We start from the raw sequence: 22698 nt of genomic DNA on the forward strand, positions 1-22698 counted from the left end.
CTTCTTTTTTAATTGTATTCAAAATATCTATCAACCAATTCCTGAATTCTACCTTCTTTGGCAGCAGGGATAGTATCTTCTAAAACAAAGTTCCTTCTACTGATATCTTGAGAGAGATTTCCAAAGATAAAATTCGTCGAAATGTTATAAATAATCTCTGAAGGCGCGAATCCATAAACTTGATTTTCTAGGATATGTTTTAAGCGGTCTTCAGGATTTGGAAAGGCTTCTTTCAAGCCATTGCTGTTATATAGTCGCTTAACAAGTTCTGCAATATAGAGACCTGACTTCATGTACAAATCAATAAATGTCTTAGATGGGTCATCGAAGATTCCTGGGTTTTCTTTCTCAAGATCATCTACCATTCTCTTCACTACCCGTTTAGGAGTGAAAATCTGGTTGGTTTTTTGTGGTGGAATATAGTCGAAAATATCTTCTTTTTGATCTTTAAAATAATCTGCCAACTCCTCTTTCTTGCGAAGAAATTCTTGGATGGCTTCATCAAATGTTGCTCGATCAAAGAGATGTCCTGCAAAATCCTGCCCACCATCTCTCAAATAACGAAATTGGTCAATCGTTATACCAGTCACTTCAAAGAAGACATGCTCAGGAACAAAGGTGTCAAAATTATCAAGTGTTAGAGATTGATCACCGTAGGCCATGATGAAACTTGGAATTGTTCGTGCAAATCCTCGAAGATGGTCTCGAATCTCATCTTGGGCTGATTGTTTCAACTGTTCCACACGTTTTATCTCAACCTGTTCTATAAACTTCTCGGGCATTCTTTCCACTTCTTTTTTGAGTGTTTGTTCTAGTTTTTCTTTATGAATGAGATTATTTTCTTCTAAACGTTTTTCAAGAACTTCTTGAATCTTATCTTTTTGCTCTTTATCATTTTCTTCCTTGAGCTGTTGTTGCAACTCTTCCTTGATATGAGCTTCAGAAATTTTACGTTCTATCTCATTTTTTCGAACTTCGTTCTCAAATGTTGCCACGATTTGTTTCTTGATCTGGTCTGTTTCCCGAGTTTTCAGATCATATCCAGCTTTCAATTCCTCTACAATTACTGAAGAAACGGTCTTACTCAAGTCATTAACCAACTGTTTTTGAGTTCGTTCCTCATCTTTTGTGACTAGTTCAACAACAGACTGTCCAAGTCCATAAACTTTTTCACCAAAAAGTCGCGTTTGTTGATTGACCACGATTTCATGGTCAACCACTGCATTTCCCTCGTCATCCACTTTAACACCTGAAAAGTCTAGTAAATCAGAAGGTGTTTGTAACTTGCCTTCCTTTTCAACTGGTAGTTCATTTAAGATGTCTAGAACTGTTTGACTAGCTTGGAAAATGCCGCTGATATTATCAAATAAGAGATTGGACATAAAACCTCGTTTGAGGACTTCCCTAGCTTTTATCTGACGCGGTATAGTCAGAACTGCCTTAGCATCAATTTCAACCATCTTACCAGCACGGTCTTCTGCTATCACAGGGAAGAAATTTAAGAGTTCTCTGATGTTTTCTTCGCGAGTTGCGGAAGTTCCACCACCTCCTGCAGTCGCAAGTGATAAGTTATTTGCAAACTCATCAAAGAGAATCAGGGTTCTTTCTGGCGCAAAGTCAAATACATAGGCTCTTTCTTTGCGGAAGTGATTTCCTTTGTTATCGCTCCATGAGTATGGATTTTGAGCACGGAAGGCAGCCTGCATATAAATGGCAGGTGATTTCAAGTTTGATAACATCAATACGCCTGTCCATTCAGGGATCGTCACACCTGTCGTCAACTGACCGACGGATAGGGTAATGGTTTTGTCATTCTCTGCTATCGCTTTTCTAACCAAGTCTAGGGATTTGAGTTTGACCTTATCATCTTCCTCGGACATACGCCCGTCACCAGCAGCTAACACAATCTCATAGTTCTCATAGATGGGATGTTCTTCTAGTAGTGCTTTTAAAGCCTTAGCTGAGGCTACACGTTCTAACAACCAAAAAGTATGCTTGAGTTCGTTCCGAAGTTCTTTAGTTGAAAATGGATATTTTTCATTGCTTGATAGAGTATCTAACCAATTTCTGACATCTTGCTCATGGATAAATTTCCCTTTATCATCTGTAGCGAAAAATTCACTCAAGTCAAAAGCATAGTCGATGTTCTCTCCATCTAGTTGAGCACCTTTTTCTAACTCCTCACCAATCATCTGAGACATTTGATAAGTAAAGAGATTTAACTGAGGCAAGCTTTCATATGGGTTTTCCTCTTCTTGCTCAGGCGACCAAGTAGTTTTAGCTGCCTGCTCATCAGCGTAAGACCAGTTGTAGATCTGCTCCTCGGTAAATTCTCCCTTTGCCAATGCCTTAAATGGAGTTCCTGATAGATGCAAGGTAAAGTTACGACGGATCTTATTAAAGGCCTGATCTGTCTTGAAGGTAGCAACACCTTCATGAGCTTCATCGATAACTAACAAATCCCAATGAAGATCTGTAACCCATTTGAGTTTATTGTGCTCTCCACCAAGATAAGCAGAGCCTTTCAAGTCTTGGAGACTGATAAAAGCAAGTTGTCTTACATCATCATCTAAAATACCAACAAATTCTTTACGTGACAAGGTTGGGCGATTTTTAAGACTGTCTGTTTCTGAAACAAACTTGTAAGTTGTTTGACCTGCTATGAATTTTTCAAAATCATCGTACCATGAGTTGGCAATGGCAGGTCTGTTTGTGACAATCAGGACATTGACAGCATCCATTCGGCGAGCTAGGTCATAGGTAGATAAGGTTTTACCAAAGCGTGGCTTGGCATTCCAGAGGAACTTCCCTCCTAGATGATTCTTGAAATAAGCTAAGGTCTTAGAAACTGCTTCTTCTTGCTCTTGGCGAAGGGTATAGTCCTGACCTTTTCCTGGCTGATAACCTGACAAATCATGCTGAACAAACTTATCAAAAAGAGTTTTAGATTTTTCAGGTGTCCCATTAAAATAGAACCATTCCGTCTTAGGACGACGTTCCACATCATGGAAAGAAAGGAAATGGTGGAAATCATGGTCCTTAAAAGTCTTTCCCTTATCAGGTTCTTCCGTATAAGCTGCATCCCCAGTCCATAAGACATCTGTATCTATATGAGCAGTATGCGTTTGTTCTTTAATCCGTTGCGTAACATCTCGCTCTGTATAACCAATCTTAATCCAGCCCTCATTGCTGGTTACCGTAGGGGTAGTGTAGGCATAGATTTTAGGATGGATCTTTTTTGAGGTTTTAATTTTTACCATCAATCCATCTCCCTTACATGAGTCTCAATAAAGGCAATTTCTTCAGGAGAAAGATCATATTTTTGATAAAGCTAGCGGTCAATATCAGCCACTGATTGTGTCCAATCAATGTCCGAATTGACCGTAAAATCTTGTAGTGGGACATATTTCCATGTTCCTTTTTTATTATCTTGTGTAATTTTTAGTACACCTAACAAAGTCCTAGCAAATTTAGATTTTATATACTTAAATAATGAATCTGCTTCATCCAATGTTTCTAATTCACCAATAGAAATAAAGGTCTGTGTGTGACCCACGAGTGGGGTACCCACGAGTGGGGTCGATAGGACTTCGCCAATCGCCCCACTGCCATTTGCTTTTGGCAGTATCACCTTATATTTATTCAAATTCCCAGGTCCTTTGATATATTTCTTTGGAACAAATTTTATTACACGTTCATTATTTAACCTACCTATTAACTGAATTGTTTCACATTCTGGTTTATCATCCGTAAAAATTTCAGGCAACTTTTCAAAAATATTTGTTGTCACATCAAATTTATGACCCTTACTTAACCTGTCTACGAAATTAGGAAAATCACTGTGTAGGGCTTCTGTTAATTTATAACTTTCTGGCGCAAAAACATAGTCACTTAAAGATTTGAAATCATTTCTATGATAGACTTTTTTATAAATTGAATTCAGTTCATCAAAAGCGGTATATGTTTCAATTGCTCCAAATACTCTATCATTATCGTAGTAACTAATCGTCACTCCACCTTTAATATCCGTACCAGGAAAAACTTTCGAAGAATCTTGGACATAATACATGACTCTGAAATGTTCATTCAACAGCATTTTTTCATTCCATGATTTTGGTGTTTTACCAGCCTTAAATAAAAACCTAGCAGGTGTTATCAATACTGATTTTCTACTAATCTTATAAGATTCATCCATGAAATGATGATATATTGGTTTATCACTTGTTCCTTGTAATTCTTCCTGATACGGCGGATTTCCTATCACGACATCAAATTTCATTTCACTTTCCTCACTAGATAGGCGCTCAAAAACTATCATTTTATTCTTTTTCCAGTCTTTGATTTGAGTTTTAGATTCTTCTACTTTTTGGATTTCTAGCTCATCTGAAAACAAGCTTAACTGTTGAGATTGCTCTTGTTTAGCTGAGTAAGAACTGATTTTTTTCAATCCATCCATCTGAAAGACATTGTAGGAGATAATGGTTGCTATCTCTTTCTTTTGCTCTAAGGTCGGTTGATTTCCAGTCTTTGCAAGATAGTAGTCCTCAAATGTTGCTAAAAGATTTTCACGCGCCAAAAGCAGAGAATCCCCTTGGTACTCATATCCATAAGAAGCTCGATAAGCTTTTTTTACAAGTTCATAGAAGGTGACTTCATCTGAGACCTCACGGCTAAGGCGTTGCAATTTTCTATCTACAAAACCAACTCGTTCAGATAATGGAATTTCCTCACCAGTCACTGTATCATAGCGAGTAACCATATAGGGTGCTTCACCACAGGTAATTTCTAGCCAGCGCACTTGGATATAATCTTCAAGATCAAGAGCTTCAAATTCAGCTTCCACGTAGCCATTTTGCTTTTCAACTAACCAAGTTGGCGTAAAGACTTCGGCTCTAATCTTGGTTCGGTCTTTTTGCTCATACTTAGACTTTTCTGATCGGGGTTGAATCAAGTTTGCATAGGCTCCCGTCACCCTACTTGGAGTGATACGATCGCTTGGAGCAAATCCCTTTCCTAACAATTCATAAGAATGAGTCGCCCAAACAATATTTCTCTTTGTCGTTCGATCTTTTAAAAGAATTTTTAATAAGTCAGCAGACTCCAAAGCCAACTGTTCTTCACTAATATCTATCGTCATAAGGCAACCTTTCTCGTACTATAAACCTTATTATATCATATTTTAAATGGTGTTTGGAGTAGAAAATAATAGCTAAACATAATAAAAGAAGGCACTCGCCTTCTTTTTTATATATCTGTCAGTGGTGTTGCGGTATCTGGGGAAGTATCGTAAACCTTAAAGTCCACTCCTACACCCAGATCAGCTTGTGCTAGCTGATTGACCATGGTCATATGAGCCAGTTCCTTGATATTGTTCTCTTTGGATAAATGCCCAAGATAGATTTTCTTAGTCCGATTTCCCATTGCACGAATCATGGCCTCAGCACCGTCTTCGTTAGAGAGGTGACCAAGATCAGATAGGATTCGCTGTTTGAGTCGCCAAGCATAAGAACCTGCTCGCAGGATCTCCACATCGTGGTTGGACTCGATGAGGTAACCGTCAGCATTCTCGACAATTCCTGCCATACGGTCACTAACATAACCTGTATCGGTCAGCATGACAAAGCTCTTGTCGTCTTTCATAAAGCGGTAAAACTGGGGTGCTGCCGCATCGTGGCTGACCCCAAAACTCTCAATGTCAATATCGCCAAAGGTTTTGGTTTTACCCATTTCAAAAATGTGCTTCTGGGATGAATCAACCTTACCGAGGTACTTGCTATTTTCCATAGCCTGCCAAGTTTTTTCATTGGCGTAAAGATCCATACCATACTTTCGAGCCAATACACCGACTCCATGAATATGGTCTGAATGCTCGTGCGTAATCAAAATCGCATCCAAATCTTCTGGTTTGCGATTGATTTCAGCTAGCAGGCTGGTAATTTTCTTACCAGACAAGCCTGCATCCACTAAGATTTTCTTTTTTGGGGTTTCCAGATAAAAGGAATTTCCACTGGAACCTGATGCTAAAATACTGTATTTAAAGCCTATTTCACTCATTCTAGTCTTCTACTTCATCCTCCCAGACTTCTTCTTTTACGGCATCCTTATCATAAGGGAGCACAATGGTAAAGGTTGATCCCTTACCGTATTCACTTTTGGCCCAAATAAAGCCATTGTGTTGTTTGATAATTTCCTTGGCAATAGCCAGACCTAGACCAGTACCACCTTGAGCCCGACTTCTTGCACGATCCACACGATAAAAGCGGTCAAAAATCTTCGGCAAATCTTGCTTTGGAATACCTAGACCTTGGTCTTTGATAGATAAAATCATCTGGTCTTCAGTGGTTTTCATGCTGACAGTAATTTTCCCACCATCTGGTGAGTACTTGATGGCATTGTTGAGAATATTATCAATCACCTGAGTCATCTTATCGGTATCAATCTCGATCCAAACTGAATTGATAGGATAATCTCTAACCAGCTCATATTTTTTCTCCTCATCCTGACTTCTCATCTTATCAAAACGATTGAGGATAAAGGTGATGAAGGCTGTAAAATTAATCAATTCCACATCCAACCGAGTAGTCGCATTATCAATACGAGAGAGATGCAAGAGATCTGTCACCATCCGCATCATACGGTTGGTTTCATCAAGCGAAACCTTGATAAAATCAGGAGCAACAGGATCATACAAGGCTCCCTCGTCCAAGGCTTCAAGATAAGATTTAACACTCGTCAAAGGAGTCCTCAACTCATGGCTAACATTGGACACGAAGAGTCTCCGTTCACGCTCTTCCTTCTCCTGTTCAGTCGTATCGTGCAAAACGGCAACCAAACCAGAGATGAATCCAGACTCACGACGAATGAGTGCAAAACGCACACGAAGACTAAGATATTCTCCATTAGCATTTTGGGAATCAATCATCAATTCAGGAATCTGTGTAATGAGGTCACGCAGTTCATATTCATCCTCTATCTTAAGCAATTCTAGGATGCTTTTGTTCAATGCTTCTTCTTTTACGATACCCAGCTGTTTCTTAGCCATATCGTTAATCATGGTAATCTGACCACGGCGATTGGTTGCAAGAACTCCATCTGTCATATAAGAAAGAATACTGTTAAGCCTTTTTGTTTCTTGCTCCAGATTTTCCTGTGTTAAACGAATGACCTCAGACAAATCATTGAGGTTATTGGTGATGTTGGTGATTTCAGAGCTTCCTTGCATATCCAAAACTCGAGAATAATCTCCTGCAATCAAATCTTTAATCTTTTGATTAATCTGCTTTAGACGAATATTATCCCGACGATTTTCCAGTAACAACAAGGTTACCACCAAGATAAAGCCAAGTAAAATCAGGATAAAGATAAAATCACTGTTTAGAATCGTTTGTCTAATATCTTCAATCATTATTTCTCATATAGTACCCAACACCACGACGTGTGAGGATGTATTCTGGACGGCTTGGTGTGTCTTCGATTTTTTCACGCAAACGTCGGATGGTCACGTCCACTGTACGAACATCACCAAAATAGTCATAACCCCAGACAGTTTCAAGCAAGTGCTCACGCGTAATGACTTGACCAATATGAGAGGCCAAGTGGTACAAAAGTTCAAATTCACGGTGAGTCAACTCTAATTCCTCACCATATTTTTTGGCTACGTAAGCGTCCGGCAGAATTTCCAAATCGCCAATTTGTAAAGGTTGGGATTTCTTTTCATCAGACTCTTGACTATCCACTGAAGCGAGGTCTGTACGACGGAGTAAAGCCTTCACACGCGCCTGCAATTCACGGTTTGAGAAGGGCTTTGTGACATAATCATCTGCACCTAACTCCAAACCAATAACCTTGTCAAACTCACTATCCTTGGCTGAGAGCATAATGATAGGCACACTGCTAGTCTTACGAATGGTCTTAGCAACTTCTAAACCATCGATCTCAGGAAGCATCAAATCTAGAATAATAATATCAGGTTGCTCCGCCTCAAATAGCTCGATGGCTTCTCTACCGTTAAAGGCTGTTACAACCTCATAGCCTTCCTTGGTCATATTGAACTTAATAATATCTGAGATTGGTTTCTCATCATCTACAACTAATATTTTTTTCATATGTTCACCTTTTCTCTATCTATTATAACAAAAAAATGTAAAGAAGGCACAAATGGCTAATATCGGCCCTAATCTTCAAGAACTGTTTTATAAGCCTGCCAAATCTTTTGTTGAGGTTTAGCAAGTGGATAATCAGAAAATTCCTGAGGGGAGATCCAGCGAATTTCTCTGTCAGAAAACTGTTTTGAATCTGTCACCTGACCCGCTAGGATTTGAATATGCCATTTTCGATGGCTAAAGACATGCTTGACTTGATCAAATACTTGATGGGACCAATCAACTTCTAAATCATAATCTTGCTCAAAACTTTCTTGAGGTGTTGGACCGAAAGTAACGCTTTTTTCAGCAACCTGAGCAAACAGATTCAGCTGTTCCTCTTCCTGTGAAAACTCCTCTACTTCTATCAAGGGGAAATGCCAAAAACCAGCTAGCAGTTTCTCACTTTCGTTTTTCTCAAGTAGATATTGACCTTGAGCATTGCGCACAACCAAAGCCTTGAGATAGATTGGAAGAGGCTTTTTCTTGGGTTCTTTAATCGGATAAGAATCCATGGTCCCATTCTGATAGGCTGCGCTAAATTCCTTAACAGGGCTTTCTTCTGGTCGAGGATTAACTGGCGCCTCTATGTCAGAGCCTAAATCCATCAGAGCTTGGTTAAAGTCACCTGGCCGTTCTGGATCAATCAAGATTTCCATCATAGCTTGGAAGATCTTTCGATTGCTGGGAACTCCGATATCATGTTTGACCTCAAACAAGCGAGACAAAACTCGCATGACATTGCCATCAACTGCTGGCTCGGGTAAATTAAAAGCGATACTGGAAATTGCTCCTGCAGTGTAAGGGCCAATCCCTTTTAAACTAGAAATTCCTTCATAGGTGTTTGGAAATTGACTACCAAAGTCAACCATAATTTGCTGAGCCGCAGCCTGCATATTACGCACGCGGGAATAATAGCCCAAACCTTCCCAAGCTTTCAGCAGACGCTCTTCAGGGACATTCGCCAGACTTTCAACAGTTGGAAACCAGTCCAAGAATCGTTCATAGTAGGGAATGACTGTATCCACTCTAGTCTGTTGGAGCATAATTTCAGAAACCCAGATATGATAAGGATTTTTACTTCTACGCCATGGCAAATCCCGTTTGTTTTCATCGTACCAGTTGAGGAGTTTCTCGCGGAAAGAGGAAATCTTCTCCTCTGGCCACATATCAACACCGTATTCTTTCAAATCTAACATATATCTAGTATAACATAGAAGCTTCTAACTGTCCTTTTCTTTGTGCTAAAAAAGCCTCTTCTACGAGAGGAAGAGACTCCATTTCTTTATTGATTGATCGCCTGAGCTGCTGTGATGAGAGTCAATTTGTAAACATCATCTGGGTTACATCCACGTGATAGATCGTTGACTGGTTTATTCAATCCTTGTAAAACGGGACCGACAGCCGCAAAACCACCTAGACGTTCAGCTATCTTATAACCAATATTACCTGCTTCGATACCTGGGAAAATGAAGACATTTGCTTGACCTGCTACATTGCTTCCTGGAGCTTTTAGGGCTGCCGTTTCTGGGACAAAGGCTGCGTCAAATTGCAATTCTCCATCAATCTCAAGGTCAGGACGTAAGTCATGTGCCAGTTTAGTTGCTTCAACCACCTTGTCAACACTATCACCAAAACCAGAGCCTTTTGTAGAATAACTCAACATAGCGATTTTGGGTTCAATTCCAAACATTTTTGCAGTAATCGCTGAGTTGATAGCAATTTCAGCCAAAGCTTCCGCATCTGGATTGATGTTGAGGGCACAGTCACCAAACAAGTAACGTTCTGTACCACGTACCATAAGAAAGGCACCTGATGTCCGTGTAACATTTGGTCGTGTTTTAATGATTTGAAGTGCTGGACGAACAGTTGCAGCGGTTGAATGAGTGGCACCCGATACCATTCCATCTACCAAGCCCATATAGACAAGCATAACACCAAAGTAGTTAACATCTTTTAGCAAGACCTGGCGCGCTTCTTCTTCTGACATTTTTCCTTTACGACGTTCTACAAGTGCAACCACCATATCTTCAAATTGAGGATAGTGTTGTGGGTCAATCACTTCATAACCATCCATGATCCCTTCGATTTCAAGATAAATTTTAATTTTTGCAGGATTTCCAAGTAAAACAGGAACAACTTCTGTTTCTTTTACCAAGCGTTTTGTCGCTTGAAGGATACGAGGCTCTTCTCCTTCAGGTAGAACAATACGAGCATTTTTGCCAACTAAACTGGCTTTCAGACTTTCAAAAACTTCCATGAGTTTCTCCTTTAAGATAATTAATTATACTCAAAATAGATTTTAAAGAGTATTAGTTGATAACTGAATAATAAGATTGTTAAAATCATCTGGCAAAGGGCTCTCCAGCTCCAGCTGACGCCCTAAGAAGGGATGATAAAATGATAAGGAATGGCAATGCAGGGCCTGGCGTTGAATGCCATCTTCTAGGCTACCACCATAGAGATCATCTCCCAACAAGGGGAAGCCAATATGAGAAAAATGCACTCGGATCTGATGAGTTCGACCAGTATGCAGGCGAATATCGACTAGGTGAATTTTTCCATAAGACGCTACAACTTTATAAGATGTATGAGCGTATTTCCCACCTTTGGCGACCCGTCTCGTGATAATGGAGTCCACATCACGCGCAATCGGGGCAATAATTTCCCCTTCAGGATCCAAAACACCAGCTCCTTTAACCAAAGCAAAATACCTTTTTTCGATAGACTTTCGTTGCAGTTGCTTGTCTAATCGTGCATGAGCATAACCGTGCTTAGCAAAGAGCATCAAACCTGATGTATCTCGATCCAGTCTGGTCACGATATGAACCTGCTGGTTTTCATATTCCCGCTTGACATAGTAACCCTTGATAAAATTGGCAATGGTATTAGAATGATTAACACTAGGAATAGAGGCTACTCCATAAGGCTTATTCAAAACCAGAAAATGGTCATCCTCATACAAGATATCTAGTGGTCGATCAATAGCTTCAAGGCTCTCAAACCCTTCCTCTGCTGGAATATCAATGGTAACCCTGTCTCCAACATCTAAGAGATAAGTCGCATTTTGAGGTTGGTCGTTGACCAAAATAGCCCCACCTCGAAACTTTATCTTAGCCAAAAGTCCTTTAGAAACCTCGTGTTTCTTAAGAAAGGTTTTGACTTTGACATGTTCATCTGCGATAAATTCAAACCTCATTCGTCCACCTCGCCGATGAAGGCATCTTTGACACGATTCCAGAAACTAGTATGACTTGGTGTCGCTACGAAGTGTATCTTGTGATGGTCGATTTGGTACTCAATCCGTTCTATATTTCGGAAAGAATAGATACTATTGTCAACCGATAGCGTGTGATAGTCATTACGAGTCGGTAAAAGCTCTATTTTATCTTTCTTCGGAACGATTATCGAAGAACCAAGTGTTCGATAAACTCGGTTGTTGAGACTCGCAATTTCAGTCAGTTGCAAGGCTTCAATAGTGGGGTGTAAAACAGCTCCCCCCAAGGACTTGTTATAAGCAGTGCTTCCAGTCGGGGTTGAAACAGTCACACCATCTCCACGAAAGCGCTCGAATGGAACGTGGTTAATGATGATATCTGCAACCATGGTACGGTCTGATCGTCGGATGCTGGCTTCGTTTAATGCACGGAAGGTCTTAACTTCTCCGTTTTCAAGTGTCACCTTGACATTCAAAACAGGATAGGAAACCTTGGCACCAGTATCCAGTTGGAGATTGGTAACCAACTGGTCCAGCTCAAAGTCGCGGTAATCCGTGTAGAATCCCAAGTGTCCTGTATGTACGCCAATAAATCGAACCTTGTCTAACTGATTCTCGTACTTGTGAAAGGCAGACAAAAGCATCCCATCCCCACCAATTGATATGACGATGTCAGGATTGGTGTCGTTGAGTATAAAATGATGTTTTTTGAGTTTTTCCCTCAGTTTATGTAAAACTTTCTGACTCTGCGGTTTTCTATTTGCAATCAGATCAATTCGTTTACCTGTATTCTTCATCTGTATCGTCACTATTTCCTACACCATCGTTTAGTTTTCTACTCAAAGGATCAAAGAGCGCCTGCGCTTCCTGAATGTCATCTCGAATCTTACCCATTTCTTCATCTAGTTGATGAGCAATTTTGGCAGTAATTTCCAGCCTTTTTTTGATCTCCTCTGGGAAATCCCCCTGATACTTATAATTGAGCGAATGCTCAATCGTAGCCCAAAAATTCATGGCTAAAGTCCGGATTTGAATTTCAGCCAAAATCGTCTTAGCCCCGTTGATCGTATCAACCGTGTATTCGACAACCACGTGATAAGAACGATAACCCGAAGCCTTCCGATGAGTGATATAATCTCGTTCCTGAACGACTCTCATATCATGGCGTTTGCGTAAAATCGCAACAACTTCCTGAACATCATCGACGAACTGCACCATGACCCGCAAACCCGCGATATCCTGCAAGTCATGTTCCAAAGTATCGTAGCCAATCCCTCTGCGATTCATTTTTTCCTTAGTACTTTCGATCGGCTTCACCCGTCCAGTAACAAACTCAATCGGAGAGTGCTTGTTTTGTTTACGATATTGTTTGCGAATCCCACGAAGTTTAATCTTCAATTCACCAACAGCTTGAATGTAAGGATCTAAAAATTCTTCCCATTCTATGGTCATATTTTCTCCCTTTTGGTATGTGATCGTGTTGTTGAAAATTTTTGATTTTTTCACTACAATCATATACAATAAATACATTGTCCATTATACCATAAATCGCTTTCAAAGATAAAAAAAAAGGTTAGAAAAATGAAACATTTAGAAATTGAACTGAAAACACTACTGAAAAAAGAGGATTACGATCATTTAAAAGAACAGTTTTCCCATATCCAACCCGTCCTTCAGAAAAACTACTACATTGATACACCTGATTTTCAATTGCGTGAAAAAAAGGTTGCCATGCGCATTCGCACCTTTTCAAATTGGGCGGAGTTGACCTTGAAAGTGCCTCGAACTGTAGGAAATATGGAATACAATCAGAAACTGAATCTTCCAGAGGCTGAATCTTACCTAGAAAAACAAATACTTCCTCAAGGACTCGTTCTAGAGGAACTTGCTAAGATTGGTATTCTAAGCCAAGACTGGTTTGTTCTGGGTTGTCTTGCAACTATTCGTTACGAAATGGAAACGTCGATTGGTCTAATGGCACTAGATGAAAGTCACTACTTTGATCATACAGACTACGAACTGGAGCTAGAGGTCACTGATCACGAGAAAGGAAAACGAGATTTTCAGCAATTTCTTTCAGAAAATAGTATCACTTATCAAAAAGCTCCTTCAAAATTAATTCGTTTTATTAAAAGCATGAAAAATTACTGAAATAATCTCCATTTTCTGGTAAAATAATGGAGATAAAATATTTAGAGTTTACAGAGGACGGTCTATAATGTCAGATAGAAACAACATGAAACTTTTTGCACTTAATTCCAATCATGAAATTGCACAAAAAATCGCAGAAACGGTTGGGGTACCTCTCGGAAAATTATCTTCTCGCCAATTTTCTGATGGTGAAATCCAGGTCAACATTGAAGAGAGTGTCCGTGGTTACGATGTCTACATCATCCAATCAACCAGCTACCCCGTCAGCAACCACTTGATGGAGTTATTAATCATGGTTGATGCTTGTGTACGTGCAAGTGCTCATAGTATCAACGTTGTCCTTCCTTACTTTGGTTATGCTCGTCAGGATCGTATCGCTTCTTCTCGCGAACCCCTCACTGCAAAACTGGTTGCCAATATGCTTGTCAAGGCTGGTGTAAGCCGTGTTCTAACTCTTGATTTGCACGCTGTTCAGGTTCAAGGTTTCTTTGACATTCCAGTAGATAACCTCTATACAATTCCTCTCTTTGCTAAACACTACAGCGATAAAGGGTTGCTGGGATCAGATGTCGTTGTTGTTAGTCCAAAAAATTCTGGTGTCAAACGTGCCCGCAGCTTAGCTGAATATTTAGATGCACCAATCGCAATCATCGACTATGCTCAAGACGATTCAGAGCGTAGCCAAGGTTATATCATCGGTGATGTCGAAGGCAAGAAGGCCATCTTGATTGATGATATCCTAAATACTGGGCGTACTTTCTCAGAAGCAGCCAAAATCGTTGAGCGTGAAGGTGCAACTGAAATCTATGCGGTATCCAGTCATGGTCTCTTTGTAGAAGGCGCTGCTGACCTTCTTGATGCTACTAACATAAAAGAAATCCTTGTGACAGACTCAGTAGCCACAAAAGAAAGAACTCCGGAAAATGTATGTTATATCACCGCTAGCGAATTGATTGGTGATGCCATCGTCCGTATCCACGAAAGAAAACCAGTTAGCCCACTCTTTGCATATAATAAAAAGGAATAAGGTGATTCTTTGATTTATTTGGACAATGCTGCCACTACTCCAATGTCAGCAGTAGCTATCGCAGAAATGACTAAGGTCATGCAAGAAACTCATGGTAATCCTTCTAGTATTCACAGTCATGGTCGCCATGCTGGCAAACTGCTCCGTGAAGCCCGTCAGGAGTTGGCTCACTTACTTGGAACCAAGACACAACGAATCTTTTTCACATCTGGCGGTACAGAAAGTAACAATACAGCCATCATTGGCTATTGTCTCCGTCATCAAAAACGTGGAAAACATATCATCACGACAGCTATTGAACACCATTCCGTGCTTGAGACTATCGATTACCTAGTTCAACATTTTGGCTTTGAAGCGACAATCGTCCAACCAGTAAATCAAGAGATTACAGCGGGGCAGATTCAAGAAGCCTTACGTGACGATACCATACTCGTTTCCACCATGTATGCTAATAATGAAACGGGCAGTCTCTTACCTATCGCTGAAATTGGACATATTTTAAAAGACCATCCTACTGCTTATCATGTTGATGCTGTTCAAGCTATCGGGAAAATCCCTATCCATCCAGAAGAATTAGGAATTGATTTCCTTAGCGCTTCTGCTCATAAATTCCATGGACCAAAAGGAATTGGTTTTCTTTACGCTTCGTCTATGGACTTTGATTCCTATCTTCACGGTGGGGACCAAGAACAAAAGAAACGGGCTGGAACAGAAAACCTTGCTGCCATCGTCGGTATGGTTGCTGCCCTCAAAGAAGACTTGGATCATCAGGCTAAGCATTACCAAAAACTAGAGGGATTAAAAACTGCTTTTCTTGATGAGATTGCGGAACTCGACTTCTATCTCAATGAAGGTCAAGATCAACTGCCTTATGTTTTCAATATCGGTTTTCCTGGTCAAAAAAATGATTTGCTTTTGCTTCGGTTAGACCTAGAAGGAATTTCAATCTCAACTGGTTCAGCCTGTACTGCTGGTATTGTACAGACCAGTCATGTACTCGAAGCTTTCTATGGGTCCGATTCCCATCGTTTAAAAGAGTCTGTCCGTATCAGTCTTTCTCCTCTTAATACCGAGGAAGAACTGAAACAACTGGCACAAACTTTAAAAAATATTATTGGAGATTAACCTAATGGCATTCGAAAAAACCATTAAACTACAAAACTGCCGCTACGACTATACACTTAGTCCAACTGTTAAAAAGTTCACACTGAAAGACAATACTTTCTTTGAAACAAAAGTCGGAAACTACGAACTGACTCGTCTACTTGAGAAAGTACCCAACAGTGGTGAAGGTTTCAAACTAAAAATCATCATCAATAAAGACCTCTCAGGTGTTAAGATTAACATCACTGACAAATCTGGTCTTCGGTTGGTGAATATTTTTAAATCTGAAGAACACCATATCCACCAAGAAAAATTCTACTTCCTCATGGATAGCCTTGTAGAACGTGGAATCTTCACAAAAGAAGAAAGATAGTTTGCTATGTATTGTCTCACATATAAAGATAGTTATCAAGTAGAACGCACACTTGAATTTGCCGATTACGAAGAGCTCATGCTAGCCCTATCAGGATGCGTGACCATACCTGATACATTTTTGGTCACCTCACTAACCCTTGATGATAAGGTAATCTACCAAGGATTAGTCGGAGATCTCTATCGTTTTCTATCACAAACTAACTTTTCAGACTAAAACTAAGAATTTTCTTAGTTTTTTCTTATTTTTGTTGATTTTTTCACAATGTTTCTATAAAATAGAAGAATAGAAAGGTTGTGACTTTGTGAAAGAAAAACAGTCTGCTATTCCAAAAGCAACAGCAAAAAGACTCTCTCTTTACTATCGAATTTTCAAGAGATTTCATGCAGAAAAAATCGAACGTGCCAACTCTAAACAAATTGCAGAGGCTATCGGTATCGATTCTGCGACCGTCCGTCGTGATTTTTCCTACTTTGGTGAACTAGGAAGACGTGGATTTGGTTATGATGTCAAAAAACTCATGTCGTTTTTTGCTGACCTCCTAAATGATAACTCCATCACCAATGTTATGTTGGTTGGTATTGGGAATATGGGACATGCCCTTCTCCACTACCGCTTCCACGAGCGCAACAAGATGAAGATTATCATGGCCTTTGACCTGGATGATCATCCTGAAGTCGGTACTCAGACTGCTGACGGGATTCCCATCTATGGTATATCTCAGATTAAAGAAAAAATCAAAGAAGCAGATGTTAAAACTGCTATCCTAACTGTTCCAAGTGTTAAATCACAAGAAGTCGCCAATCTTTTGGTCGATGCAGGTATAAAAGGTATTCTCAGTTTTTCCCCTGTTCACCTACACCTTCCAAAAGACGTGGTCGTTCAGTACGTCGATTTGACAAGTGAACTCCAGACTCTCCTCTATTTTATGCGAAAAGAGGATTAGAAAGCGAAAACATTTATGAATAAACCAGTTATTGGGATTACAGGAAATGAAAAAGCTCATCCAGATGATGACATCATGATGAGCTATGCTGCAAAAGGCTTTGTTGAAGGAGTCAAGGACGCTGGCGGAATTCCCATCATCCTACCGATTGGTGATCAAGAAATGGCTAGCCACTATATAGAAATGATTGATAAACTCATCCTAACTGGTGGGCAAAATGTCGACCCAAAATTCTATGGCCAGCCGAAAACAATTGACAGCGATGACTACCATCTTCAAAGAGATCAGTTTGAATTAGCTCTGATTAGGGAAGCAATCAAACAGAAAAAGCCAATCTTTTCTGTTTGTCGTGGTACTCAGCTTTTTAATGTTGCCATGGGAGGCACGCTTCATCAAGATATCGAAGACCACTGGCAGGATTGTTCAGCCGAATACACTACCCAACGCCTCGCTACTGAACCGGATACCGTTCTCCGAGAAATCTACGGAGAAATCTCTCATATTAACTCCTTCCACCATCAAAGCATCAAGGACCTAGCTCCCAATTTAAAGGTGGTGGCCTACGATCCCAAGGATAAGATCATCGAGGCAGTCACAACGACAGATGACATCCCATTTCTCGGCGTCCAATGGCATCCAGAATTTCTATTTGAAAATCGTCCCAAGGATAAAACACTATTTGACTATGTCGTAAACGAACTCTAAATCAGATCTGTCTTTTCACGGTAACTAAAGTAATCGGAGTGCGAGACAATCAGATGATCCAGAAACACCAGTCCCATTAGTTCACAGGCTTCCTTGACTAACTTGGTTACATGATCATCATTTCGGCTAGGTGCTACAGCGCCTGATGGATGATTGTGGACTAAAATAACAGAAGTCGCCATATGCTTGATGGCATAGTGAAGGATTTCCCTTGGTTCAGCAATACTGCGTGTCGCGGATCCGATAAATATGGTCTGCTGATGAATGATTTGATTTTGAGTATTAAGATAGAGCGCCACTAGGTGCTCTTGTTTTTTATCACCAAGTTCCTGTTGCATTTTTTTAGCTAGCTTTTGACTGCTGAGAATACTTTCCATCTCAAGGGTTTCATGCTTGTGAATGCGATGCCCCAATTCAATCACTGCTTGTAGTTCAATGGCTTTGATACGTCCAATACCAGATAGACTCTGCAATTCCTGCAGGGTCATTTTTTTCAAATCAGTTAAACTGGTCAAACTGTTCAAGACTTTCTGGGAAATTTCAAAAACATTGGCCTGACGTGTTCCGGTTCTGAGTAATATAGCTAGCAATTCTTGATTGCTCAGTGCCTCTACTCCTTCTTTAACCAGTCTTTCTCTAGGTAAAAGTGAATCTTCTTGGAATGAAATACTATACATAAAAATCCTCCTCACTATATTATTCGTGAGAAGGATGGATAATTAGATTTTTTTCTCAATTGGGGCTACGCTTGCTAGGAGTTTTTTCAGACCAACTTCTGGGAAATTGATTTTCAGTTCCTGAGTATCGCCACTACCTGAGACCTCAAGGACCGTTCCCTCTCCCCACTTCTTGTGAAGAGCAATATCCCCAATAGACCAATTTGTCTCGCTAGACGCTGATTTTGCGCCAGCTGCAAATTGACCAAATGGGAGTCCACTTGACTGGATAGAGCTTGGTGCAGCCTTGCGTTTACGGTCTTGAAGCGCCTGAGCCAAACTCATTCCTTGACCGAAAGTAATCTCACCACTGTTATAAGAAGCCTTGAAACTGGTATTAGCTGGTCGAGCCAAACCTTGATACTCAAGCAATTCCGAGCTAATTTCATTGATGAAACGTGTTGGACGATTATAGTTGGTACGACCGAAAAGTAAGCGAGAGTTGGCATTGGTCAGATAGAGGATTTTTTCAGCGCGCGTGATACCTACATAGGCCAAACGGCGTTCTTCTTCCAGTTCATCAGGATCCTCAGCTGCTCGACTAAGTGGAAAGACGTTTTCCTCCATTCCGATGATAAAGACAACCGGAAACTCCAGTCCTTTAGCTGCATGGAGTGTCATCAAAGTTACTTCAGATGTCTCCTGACTACCAGAATCCGTGTCTGCAATCAAGGCCAAGTCATTCAAAAAACGACTGAGTTTATCCAAGCCAGTTTCCTCTTCTTGACTTTCAGGATTGTCATCAAAATTCTTAGTAACAGATAAGAACTCTTCGATATTTTCTACCCGAGCCTTGCTTTCCAAGGTTGCTTGGGCATTAAGAATATGGACATAAGCTGTTTTTTCAAGAACCGCTTCAACCAACTCTGTAATAGTTAATTGGTCCAGTTGCTCCCGTAAATCAAGTATCGTATTGGCAAAATCCCAGATAGACTGGGCTGCTTTCCCTTTGATGCCAGATAACATGATATTGGCTGAAGCATCTAGCATGGACATGTCCTGCATATTCGCAAAATCACGGATTTTCTCAACCGTTCCTGGCCCAATTCCACGTTTTGGTTCATTGATAATGCGCTCAAAACTGATATTGTCACTCAGATTAGCAATGAGGTTGAGGTAGGCGATAATGTCACGAATTTCCTTACGGCTGTAGAACTTGGTTCCGCCGACCATAGTATAAGGAATATTGGACTTAAGGAGGGCCTCCTCAATAGTACGTGATTGCGCATTAGTCCGATAAAGAACTGCAAAGTCTTTGTGAAGGAAGTTTTGACTGCGACCGAGTTCATCAATGGTTTTGGCTACAAAAACAGCCTCATCTTGTTCGTCATTTGCACGATAGTAAATAATCTGCTCCCCATCAGCATTCTGAGTCCAGAGATTCTTAGGACGACGATTTGTATTGTTTTTAATAACATCATTGGCGGCTTGGAGAATAGTTTTGGTTGAACGGTAATTTTCTTCTAGTAAAACAACCTTGGCTTGAGGGTAATCTTTTTCGAAATCCAAGATATTCTGCATATCAGCACCGCGCCAACCGTAGATAGACTGGTCTGCATCCCCAACTACACAGATATTTTTAAAGCGAGATGCCAAGAGTTTGACCAGTTGGTACTGGGCATGGTTGGTATCTTGGTACTCATCAACGTGAATGTACTGGAACTTCTGCTGGTAGTAGGTCAAGACATCAGGATTTTTATCAAAGAGACGCAGGGTCAACATAATCAAATCATCAAAGTCAACGGACTCAGACTGACGAAGCTCTTTCTGATAGGCTGTGTAACATTGAGCCACGATTTGAGTGTACATATCACCAGCTTGAGCAGCATAAGCCACATCATCAATCAAGTCATTCTTGGCATTGGAAATGGAACCCAAGATTGTCCGTTCATTCCATTTTTTCGGATCCAAGTTCAACTGCTTGAGAATGCGTTTCATAAGGGTTCGTTGTTCACCAGGATCTACAATGGTGAAATTACGATTGTAGCCAATATGATCTGCATCACGACGCAGGATACGAACACACATGGAGTGGAAAGTCGCAATCAGACAGTCCTGAGTAGCTGGATTGAGACCATAAGCACGCTCTTTCATCTCACGCGCAGCCTTATTGGTAAAGGTAATGGCCAAGATATTCCAAGGATTGACCATCTTTTCATCAATCAAGTAGGCGATTCTGTGAGTTAAAACACGAGTCTTCCCAGAACCAGCCCCCGCCATGATTAACAAGGGACCTTCTGTCGTTTGCACCGCCTCAGCCTGACGGTCATTCATTCCATTCAATAATGCGTTCATTTTCTCTTCCTTACTCTTGAAGTCAATATTTTTATTATATCAAAAATCAGGGAAAATAGAAACTTTACAGAGACCACTTTGACAAGCAAATTTTTCATTAAAGCTTGCAAAACATGTATTTGTCAAATGAAGTTGAGGTTATTTTTTAACATGAAAAAGAGCTTGGAAAATATTTCCAAACCCTTTTAATATCATCTAAATATTAGAACAATCCTAGGACAGTTCCATCACTTTCAACATCCATATTGAGAGCGGCTGGTCTTTTTGGAAGTCCAGGCATGGTCATGACATCACCAGTTAAGGCAACGATAAAGCCTGCACCTAATTTTGGTACCAATTCACGAATGGTAATTTCAAAGTTTTCAGGTGCTCCAAGTGCATTTGGATTGTCTGAGAAACTATACTGAGTTTTAGCCATACAGATTGGCAATTTATCCCAACCATTTTGAACAATCTGAGCGATTTGCGTTTGGGCTTTCTTCTCAAAGTTGACTTTTGTACCGCGATAGATTTCAGTGACAATCTTTTCAATCTTTTCTTGGACAGAAAGGTCGTTGTCATATAGGCGAGTATAGTTGGATGGATTTTCAACAATAGTCTTCACAACCGTTTCAGCAAGGGCTACGCCACCTTCTGCGCCATTGGCCCAGACACTTGCTAGTTCAACTGGCACATCGATTGAGGCACATAGTTCCTTCAAGGCTGAGATTTCAGCTTCTGTATCAGAGACAAATTCGTTAATCGCGACAACTGCAGGTACTCCAAATTTACGGATATTTTCAACGTGGCGTTTTAAGTTAGCAAAACCTGCACGAACTGCTTCTACGTTTTCTTCCGTCAAAGCATCTTTAGCAACGCCACCGTTCATCTTGAGGGCACGAAGGGTTGCGACGATGACTACCGCATCTGGAGAAGTTGGCAAGTTTGGTGTCTTGATATCAAGGAATTTCTCAGCACCGAGGTCTGCACCAAAACCAGCTTCAGTAACAGTATAATCAGCCAAGCGAAGGGCTGTGCTTGTCGCCAAAACAGAGTTACATCCATGAGCGATATTGGCAAATGGACCACCATGTACAAAGGCAGGTGTACCGTAGATTGTCTGAACAAGGTTTGGTTTAATAGCATCCTTCAAGATCAGAGCCAAAGCACCTTCAACCTGCAAATCACCTACAGAAACAGGTGTACGGTCATAGCGGTATCCAATAACGATATTGGCCAAACGACGTTTCAAGTCTTCGATATCCGTTGCCAAGCAAAGAATAGCCATGATTTCGGAAGCAACTGTAATATCAAATCCATCCTCACGTGGAATACCATTTAGAGGACCGCCAAGACCAACAGTCACATGGCGAAGAGCACGGTCGTTCAAGTCCACTACACGCTTCCAGAGGATACGACGTTGGTCAATTCCCAGCTCATTTCCTTGGTGCAAGTGATTGTCAATCAAGGCAGAAAGCGCATTGTTGGCAGTCGTAATGGCATGCATGTCTCCAGTAAAGTGGAGATTGATGTCTTCCATTGGAAGAACTTGAGCATAACCACCACCAGCGGCACCACCCTTAATCCCCATTACAGGACCAAGAGAAGGTTCGCGGATAGCAATCATAGTTTTCTTGCCGATTTTGTTTAAGGCATCTGCCAGACCAATGGTAATAGTTGACTTCCCTTCACCAGCTGGTGTTGGATTAATGGCAGTAACCAAGATCAATTTTCCAACTGGATTGTTCTCAGCCGCACGAATTTTATCAAAACTGAGCTTAGCCTTGTACTTTCCGTACAACTCCAAATCATCATAAGAAATCCCAAGTTTCTCCACAACATCCACGATTGGCTTTAACTCAATACTCTGTGCGATTTCAATATCTGTTTTCATAGCAAACTCCTCTAACCTCATAATGTGATAATTCATTATAACATAAAATAAGATTTTTAACAGCCATTAGGCTTGCTAATGTTCGTAAATATCAATATTTTAGGGGATATAATAGCTCTTTTTAAAATTTTATATGCTTTTATAGTTTAA

General features: G+C 40.5%; 19 protein-coding genes and 1 pseudogene. 7 read left to right on the forward strand and 13 right to left on the reverse strand.

All coding sequences use genetic code 11. The annotated features are described in order from the left end of the window. Positions 1-8 precede the first annotated feature (8 nt). The 10 genes and pseudogenes from FGK98_RS05205 to FGK98_RS05250 all read right to left on the reverse strand — a co-directional run bounded on the left by FGK98_RS05205 (position 9) and on the right by FGK98_RS05250 (position 12810). Entirely contained in the window at positions 9-3263 is a 3255-nt protein-coding gene (locus FGK98_RS05205) for a DEAD/DEAH box helicase family protein (RefSeq protein WP_138100345.1), read from the reverse strand. Next, a pseudogene (locus tag FGK98_RS05210) lies at positions 3260-5137 on the reverse strand (Eco57I restriction-modification methylase domain-containing protein). Before FGK98_RS05210 ends, FGK98_RS05205 begins: the two are co-directional and overlap by 4 nt. A gap of 107 nt (positions 5138-5244) precedes the next feature. Further along, positions 5245-6054 (reverse strand): MBL fold metallo-hydrolase, encoded by an 810-nt coding sequence (locus tag FGK98_RS05215; RefSeq protein WP_038806131.1) that lies wholly within the window; start codon positions 6052-6054, stop codon positions 5245-5247. Position 6055: 1 nt separating this feature from the next. Continuing rightward, entirely contained in the window at positions 6056-7405 is a 1350-nt protein-coding gene (gene vicK / locus FGK98_RS05220; RefSeq protein WP_138100346.1) for a cell wall metabolism sensor histidine kinase VicK, read from the reverse strand. Next, positions 7398-8105, reverse strand: coding sequence for a response regulator YycF (yycF, locus tag FGK98_RS05225; protein WP_138100347.1), 708 nt, complete (start codon positions 8103-8105; stop codon positions 7398-7400). Before yycF ends, vicK begins: the two co-directional genes overlap by 8 nt. Positions 8106-8173: 68 nt before the next feature. Beyond that, the gene (gene mutY, locus FGK98_RS05230; RefSeq protein ID WP_138100348.1) at positions 8174-9340 is read right to left on the reverse strand and encodes an A/G-specific adenine glycosylase; all 1167 of its coding nucleotides are present in this window, start codon (positions 9338-9340) and stop codon (positions 8174-8176) included. A gap of 86 nt (positions 9341-9426) precedes the next feature. After that, entirely contained in the window at positions 9427-10401 is a 975-nt protein-coding gene (gene pta, locus FGK98_RS05235; RefSeq protein ID WP_000451594.1) for a phosphate acetyltransferase, read from the reverse strand. A gap of 42 nt (positions 10402-10443) precedes the next feature. Then, on the reverse strand, positions 10444-11340 hold the full coding sequence (locus FGK98_RS05240; RefSeq protein ID WP_138100349.1) for an RluA family pseudouridine synthase: 897 nt from the start codon (positions 11338-11340) through the stop codon (positions 10444-10446). Beyond that, positions 11337-12155: an NAD kinase gene (locus FGK98_RS05245; RefSeq protein WP_138100350.1), complete on the reverse strand. Its 819-nt coding sequence runs from the start codon at positions 12153-12155 to the stop codon at positions 11337-11339. The genes FGK98_RS05240 and FGK98_RS05245 overlap by 4 nt, the downstream gene beginning before the upstream one ends. Continuing rightward, complete coding sequence (locus tag FGK98_RS05250; RefSeq protein ID WP_138100351.1) at positions 12139-12810, reverse strand: GTP pyrophosphokinase; 672 nt, start codon at positions 12808-12810, stop codon at positions 12139-12141. Before FGK98_RS05250 ends, FGK98_RS05245 begins: the two co-directional genes overlap by 17 nt. A 129-nt stretch (positions 12811-12939) precedes the next feature. Between FGK98_RS05250 and FGK98_RS05255 the strand changes: the two genes are divergently transcribed. From FGK98_RS05255 to FGK98_RS05285, 7 genes are all read left to right on the forward strand, one after another. Further along, complete coding sequence (locus tag FGK98_RS05255) at positions 12940-13509, forward strand: CYTH domain-containing protein (RefSeq protein WP_138100352.1); 570 nt, start codon at positions 12940-12942, stop codon at positions 13507-13509. Positions 13510-13576: 67 nt separating this feature from the next. Beyond that, entirely contained in the window at positions 13577-14536 is a 960-nt protein-coding gene (locus FGK98_RS05260; RefSeq protein ID WP_138100353.1) for a ribose-phosphate diphosphokinase, read from the forward strand. Between the two features lie 9 nt (positions 14537-14545). Next, positions 14546-15661 carry a cysteine desulfurase family protein gene (locus FGK98_RS05265; protein ID WP_138100354.1) on the forward strand — a complete coding sequence of 372 codons (1116 nt, stop codon included), beginning with the start codon at positions 14546-14548 and terminating at the stop codon, positions 15659-15661. Positions 15662-15665: 4 nt separating this feature from the next. Continuing rightward, entirely contained in the window at positions 15666-16013 is a 348-nt protein-coding gene (locus FGK98_RS05270; protein WP_138100355.1) for a DUF1831 domain-containing protein, read from the forward strand. Positions 16014-16019: 6 nt separating this feature from the next. Then, positions 16020-16229 carry a DUF4649 family protein gene (locus FGK98_RS05275; protein WP_138100356.1) on the forward strand — a complete coding sequence of 70 codons (210 nt, stop codon included), beginning with the start codon at positions 16020-16022 and terminating at the stop codon, positions 16227-16229. Between the two features lie 88 nt (positions 16230-16317). Continuing rightward, entirely contained in the window at positions 16318-16959 is a 642-nt protein-coding gene (locus FGK98_RS05280; RefSeq protein ID WP_138100357.1) for a redox-sensing transcriptional repressor Rex, read from the forward strand. A 15-nt stretch (positions 16960-16974) separates the two neighbouring features. Further along, positions 16975-17664 (forward strand): gamma-glutamyl-gamma-aminobutyrate hydrolase family protein, encoded by a 690-nt coding sequence (locus FGK98_RS05285; RefSeq protein WP_138100358.1) that lies wholly within the window; start codon positions 16975-16977, stop codon positions 17662-17664. On the opposite strand, the gene radC is transcribed toward FGK98_RS05285, so the two are convergent. From radC to FGK98_RS05300, 3 genes are all read right to left on the reverse strand, one after another. After that, positions 17661-18341, reverse strand: a complete 681-nt coding sequence (gene radC, locus FGK98_RS05290) for a RadC family protein (RefSeq protein WP_138100359.1) — start codon at positions 18339-18341, stop codon at positions 17661-17663. The two genes, FGK98_RS05285 and radC, sit on opposite strands and share 4 nt — an antisense overlap. Positions 18342-18383: 42 nt before the next feature. Next, positions 18384-20675 (reverse strand): DNA helicase PcrA, encoded by a 2292-nt coding sequence (gene pcrA, locus FGK98_RS05295; protein ID WP_138100360.1) that lies wholly within the window; start codon positions 20673-20675, stop codon positions 18384-18386. 202 nt (positions 20676-20877) lie between these two features. Beyond that, complete coding sequence (locus FGK98_RS05300; RefSeq protein WP_138100361.1) at positions 20878-22548, reverse strand: formate--tetrahydrofolate ligase; 1671 nt, start codon at positions 22546-22548, stop codon at positions 20878-20880. Positions 22549-22698: the final 150 nt, after the last annotated feature.

This window comes from Streptococcus australis, from assembly GCF_901543175.1.
GTDB classification, from domain to species: Bacteria; Bacillota; Bacilli; order Lactobacillales; family Streptococcaceae; genus Streptococcus; species Streptococcus australis_A.

Coding starts and splice junctions, on each gene's coding strand:
- mutY (WP_138100348.1), bottom strand. CDS start 9,340: ATGTTAGATTTGAAAGAATACGGTGTTGATATGTGGCCAGAGGAGAAG.
- vicK (WP_138100346.1), bottom strand. CDS start 7,405: ATGATTGAAGATATTAGACAAACGATTCTAAACAGTGATTTTATCTTT.
- FGK98_RS05270 (WP_138100355.1), top strand. CDS start 15,666: ATGGCATTCGAAAAAACCATTAAACTACAAAACTGCCGCTACGACTAT.
- yycF (WP_138100347.1), bottom strand. CDS start 8,105: ATGAAAAAAATATTAGTTGTAGATGATGAGAAACCAATCTCAGATATT.
- FGK98_RS05245 (WP_138100350.1), bottom strand. CDS start 12,155: ATGAAGAATACAGGTAAACGAATTGATCTGATTGCAAATAGAAAACCG.
- FGK98_RS05255 (WP_138100352.1), top strand. CDS start 12,940: ATGAAACATTTAGAAATTGAACTGAAAACACTACTGAAAAAAGAGGAT.
- FGK98_RS05215 (WP_038806131.1), bottom strand. CDS start 6,054: ATGAGTGAAATAGGCTTTAAATACAGTATTTTAGCATCAGGTTCCAGT.
- radC (WP_138100359.1), bottom strand. CDS start 18,341: ATGTATAGTATTTCATTCCAAGAAGATTCACTTTTACCTAGAGAAAGA.
- FGK98_RS05260 (WP_138100353.1), top strand. CDS start 13,577: ATGTCAGATAGAAACAACATGAAACTTTTTGCACTTAATTCCAATCAT.
- FGK98_RS05285 (WP_138100358.1), top strand. CDS start 16,975: ATGAATAAACCAGTTATTGGGATTACAGGAAATGAAAAAGCTCATCCA.
- FGK98_RS05300 (WP_138100361.1), bottom strand. CDS start 22,548: ATGAAAACAGATATTGAAATCGCACAGAGTATTGAGTTAAAGCCAATC.
- pcrA (WP_138100360.1), bottom strand. CDS start 20,675: ATGAACGCATTATTGAATGGAATGAATGACCGTCAGGCTGAGGCGGTG.
- FGK98_RS05240 (WP_138100349.1), bottom strand. CDS start 11,340: ATGAGGTTTGAATTTATCGCAGATGAACATGTCAAAGTCAAAACCTTT.
- pta (WP_000451594.1), bottom strand. CDS start 10,401: ATGGAAGTTTTTGAAAGTCTGAAAGCCAGTTTAGTTGGCAAAAATGCT.
- FGK98_RS05275 (WP_138100356.1), top strand. CDS start 16,020: ATGTATTGTCTCACATATAAAGATAGTTATCAAGTAGAACGCACACTT.
- FGK98_RS05250 (WP_138100351.1), bottom strand. CDS start 12,810: ATGACCATAGAATGGGAAGAATTTTTAGATCCTTACATTCAAGCTGTT.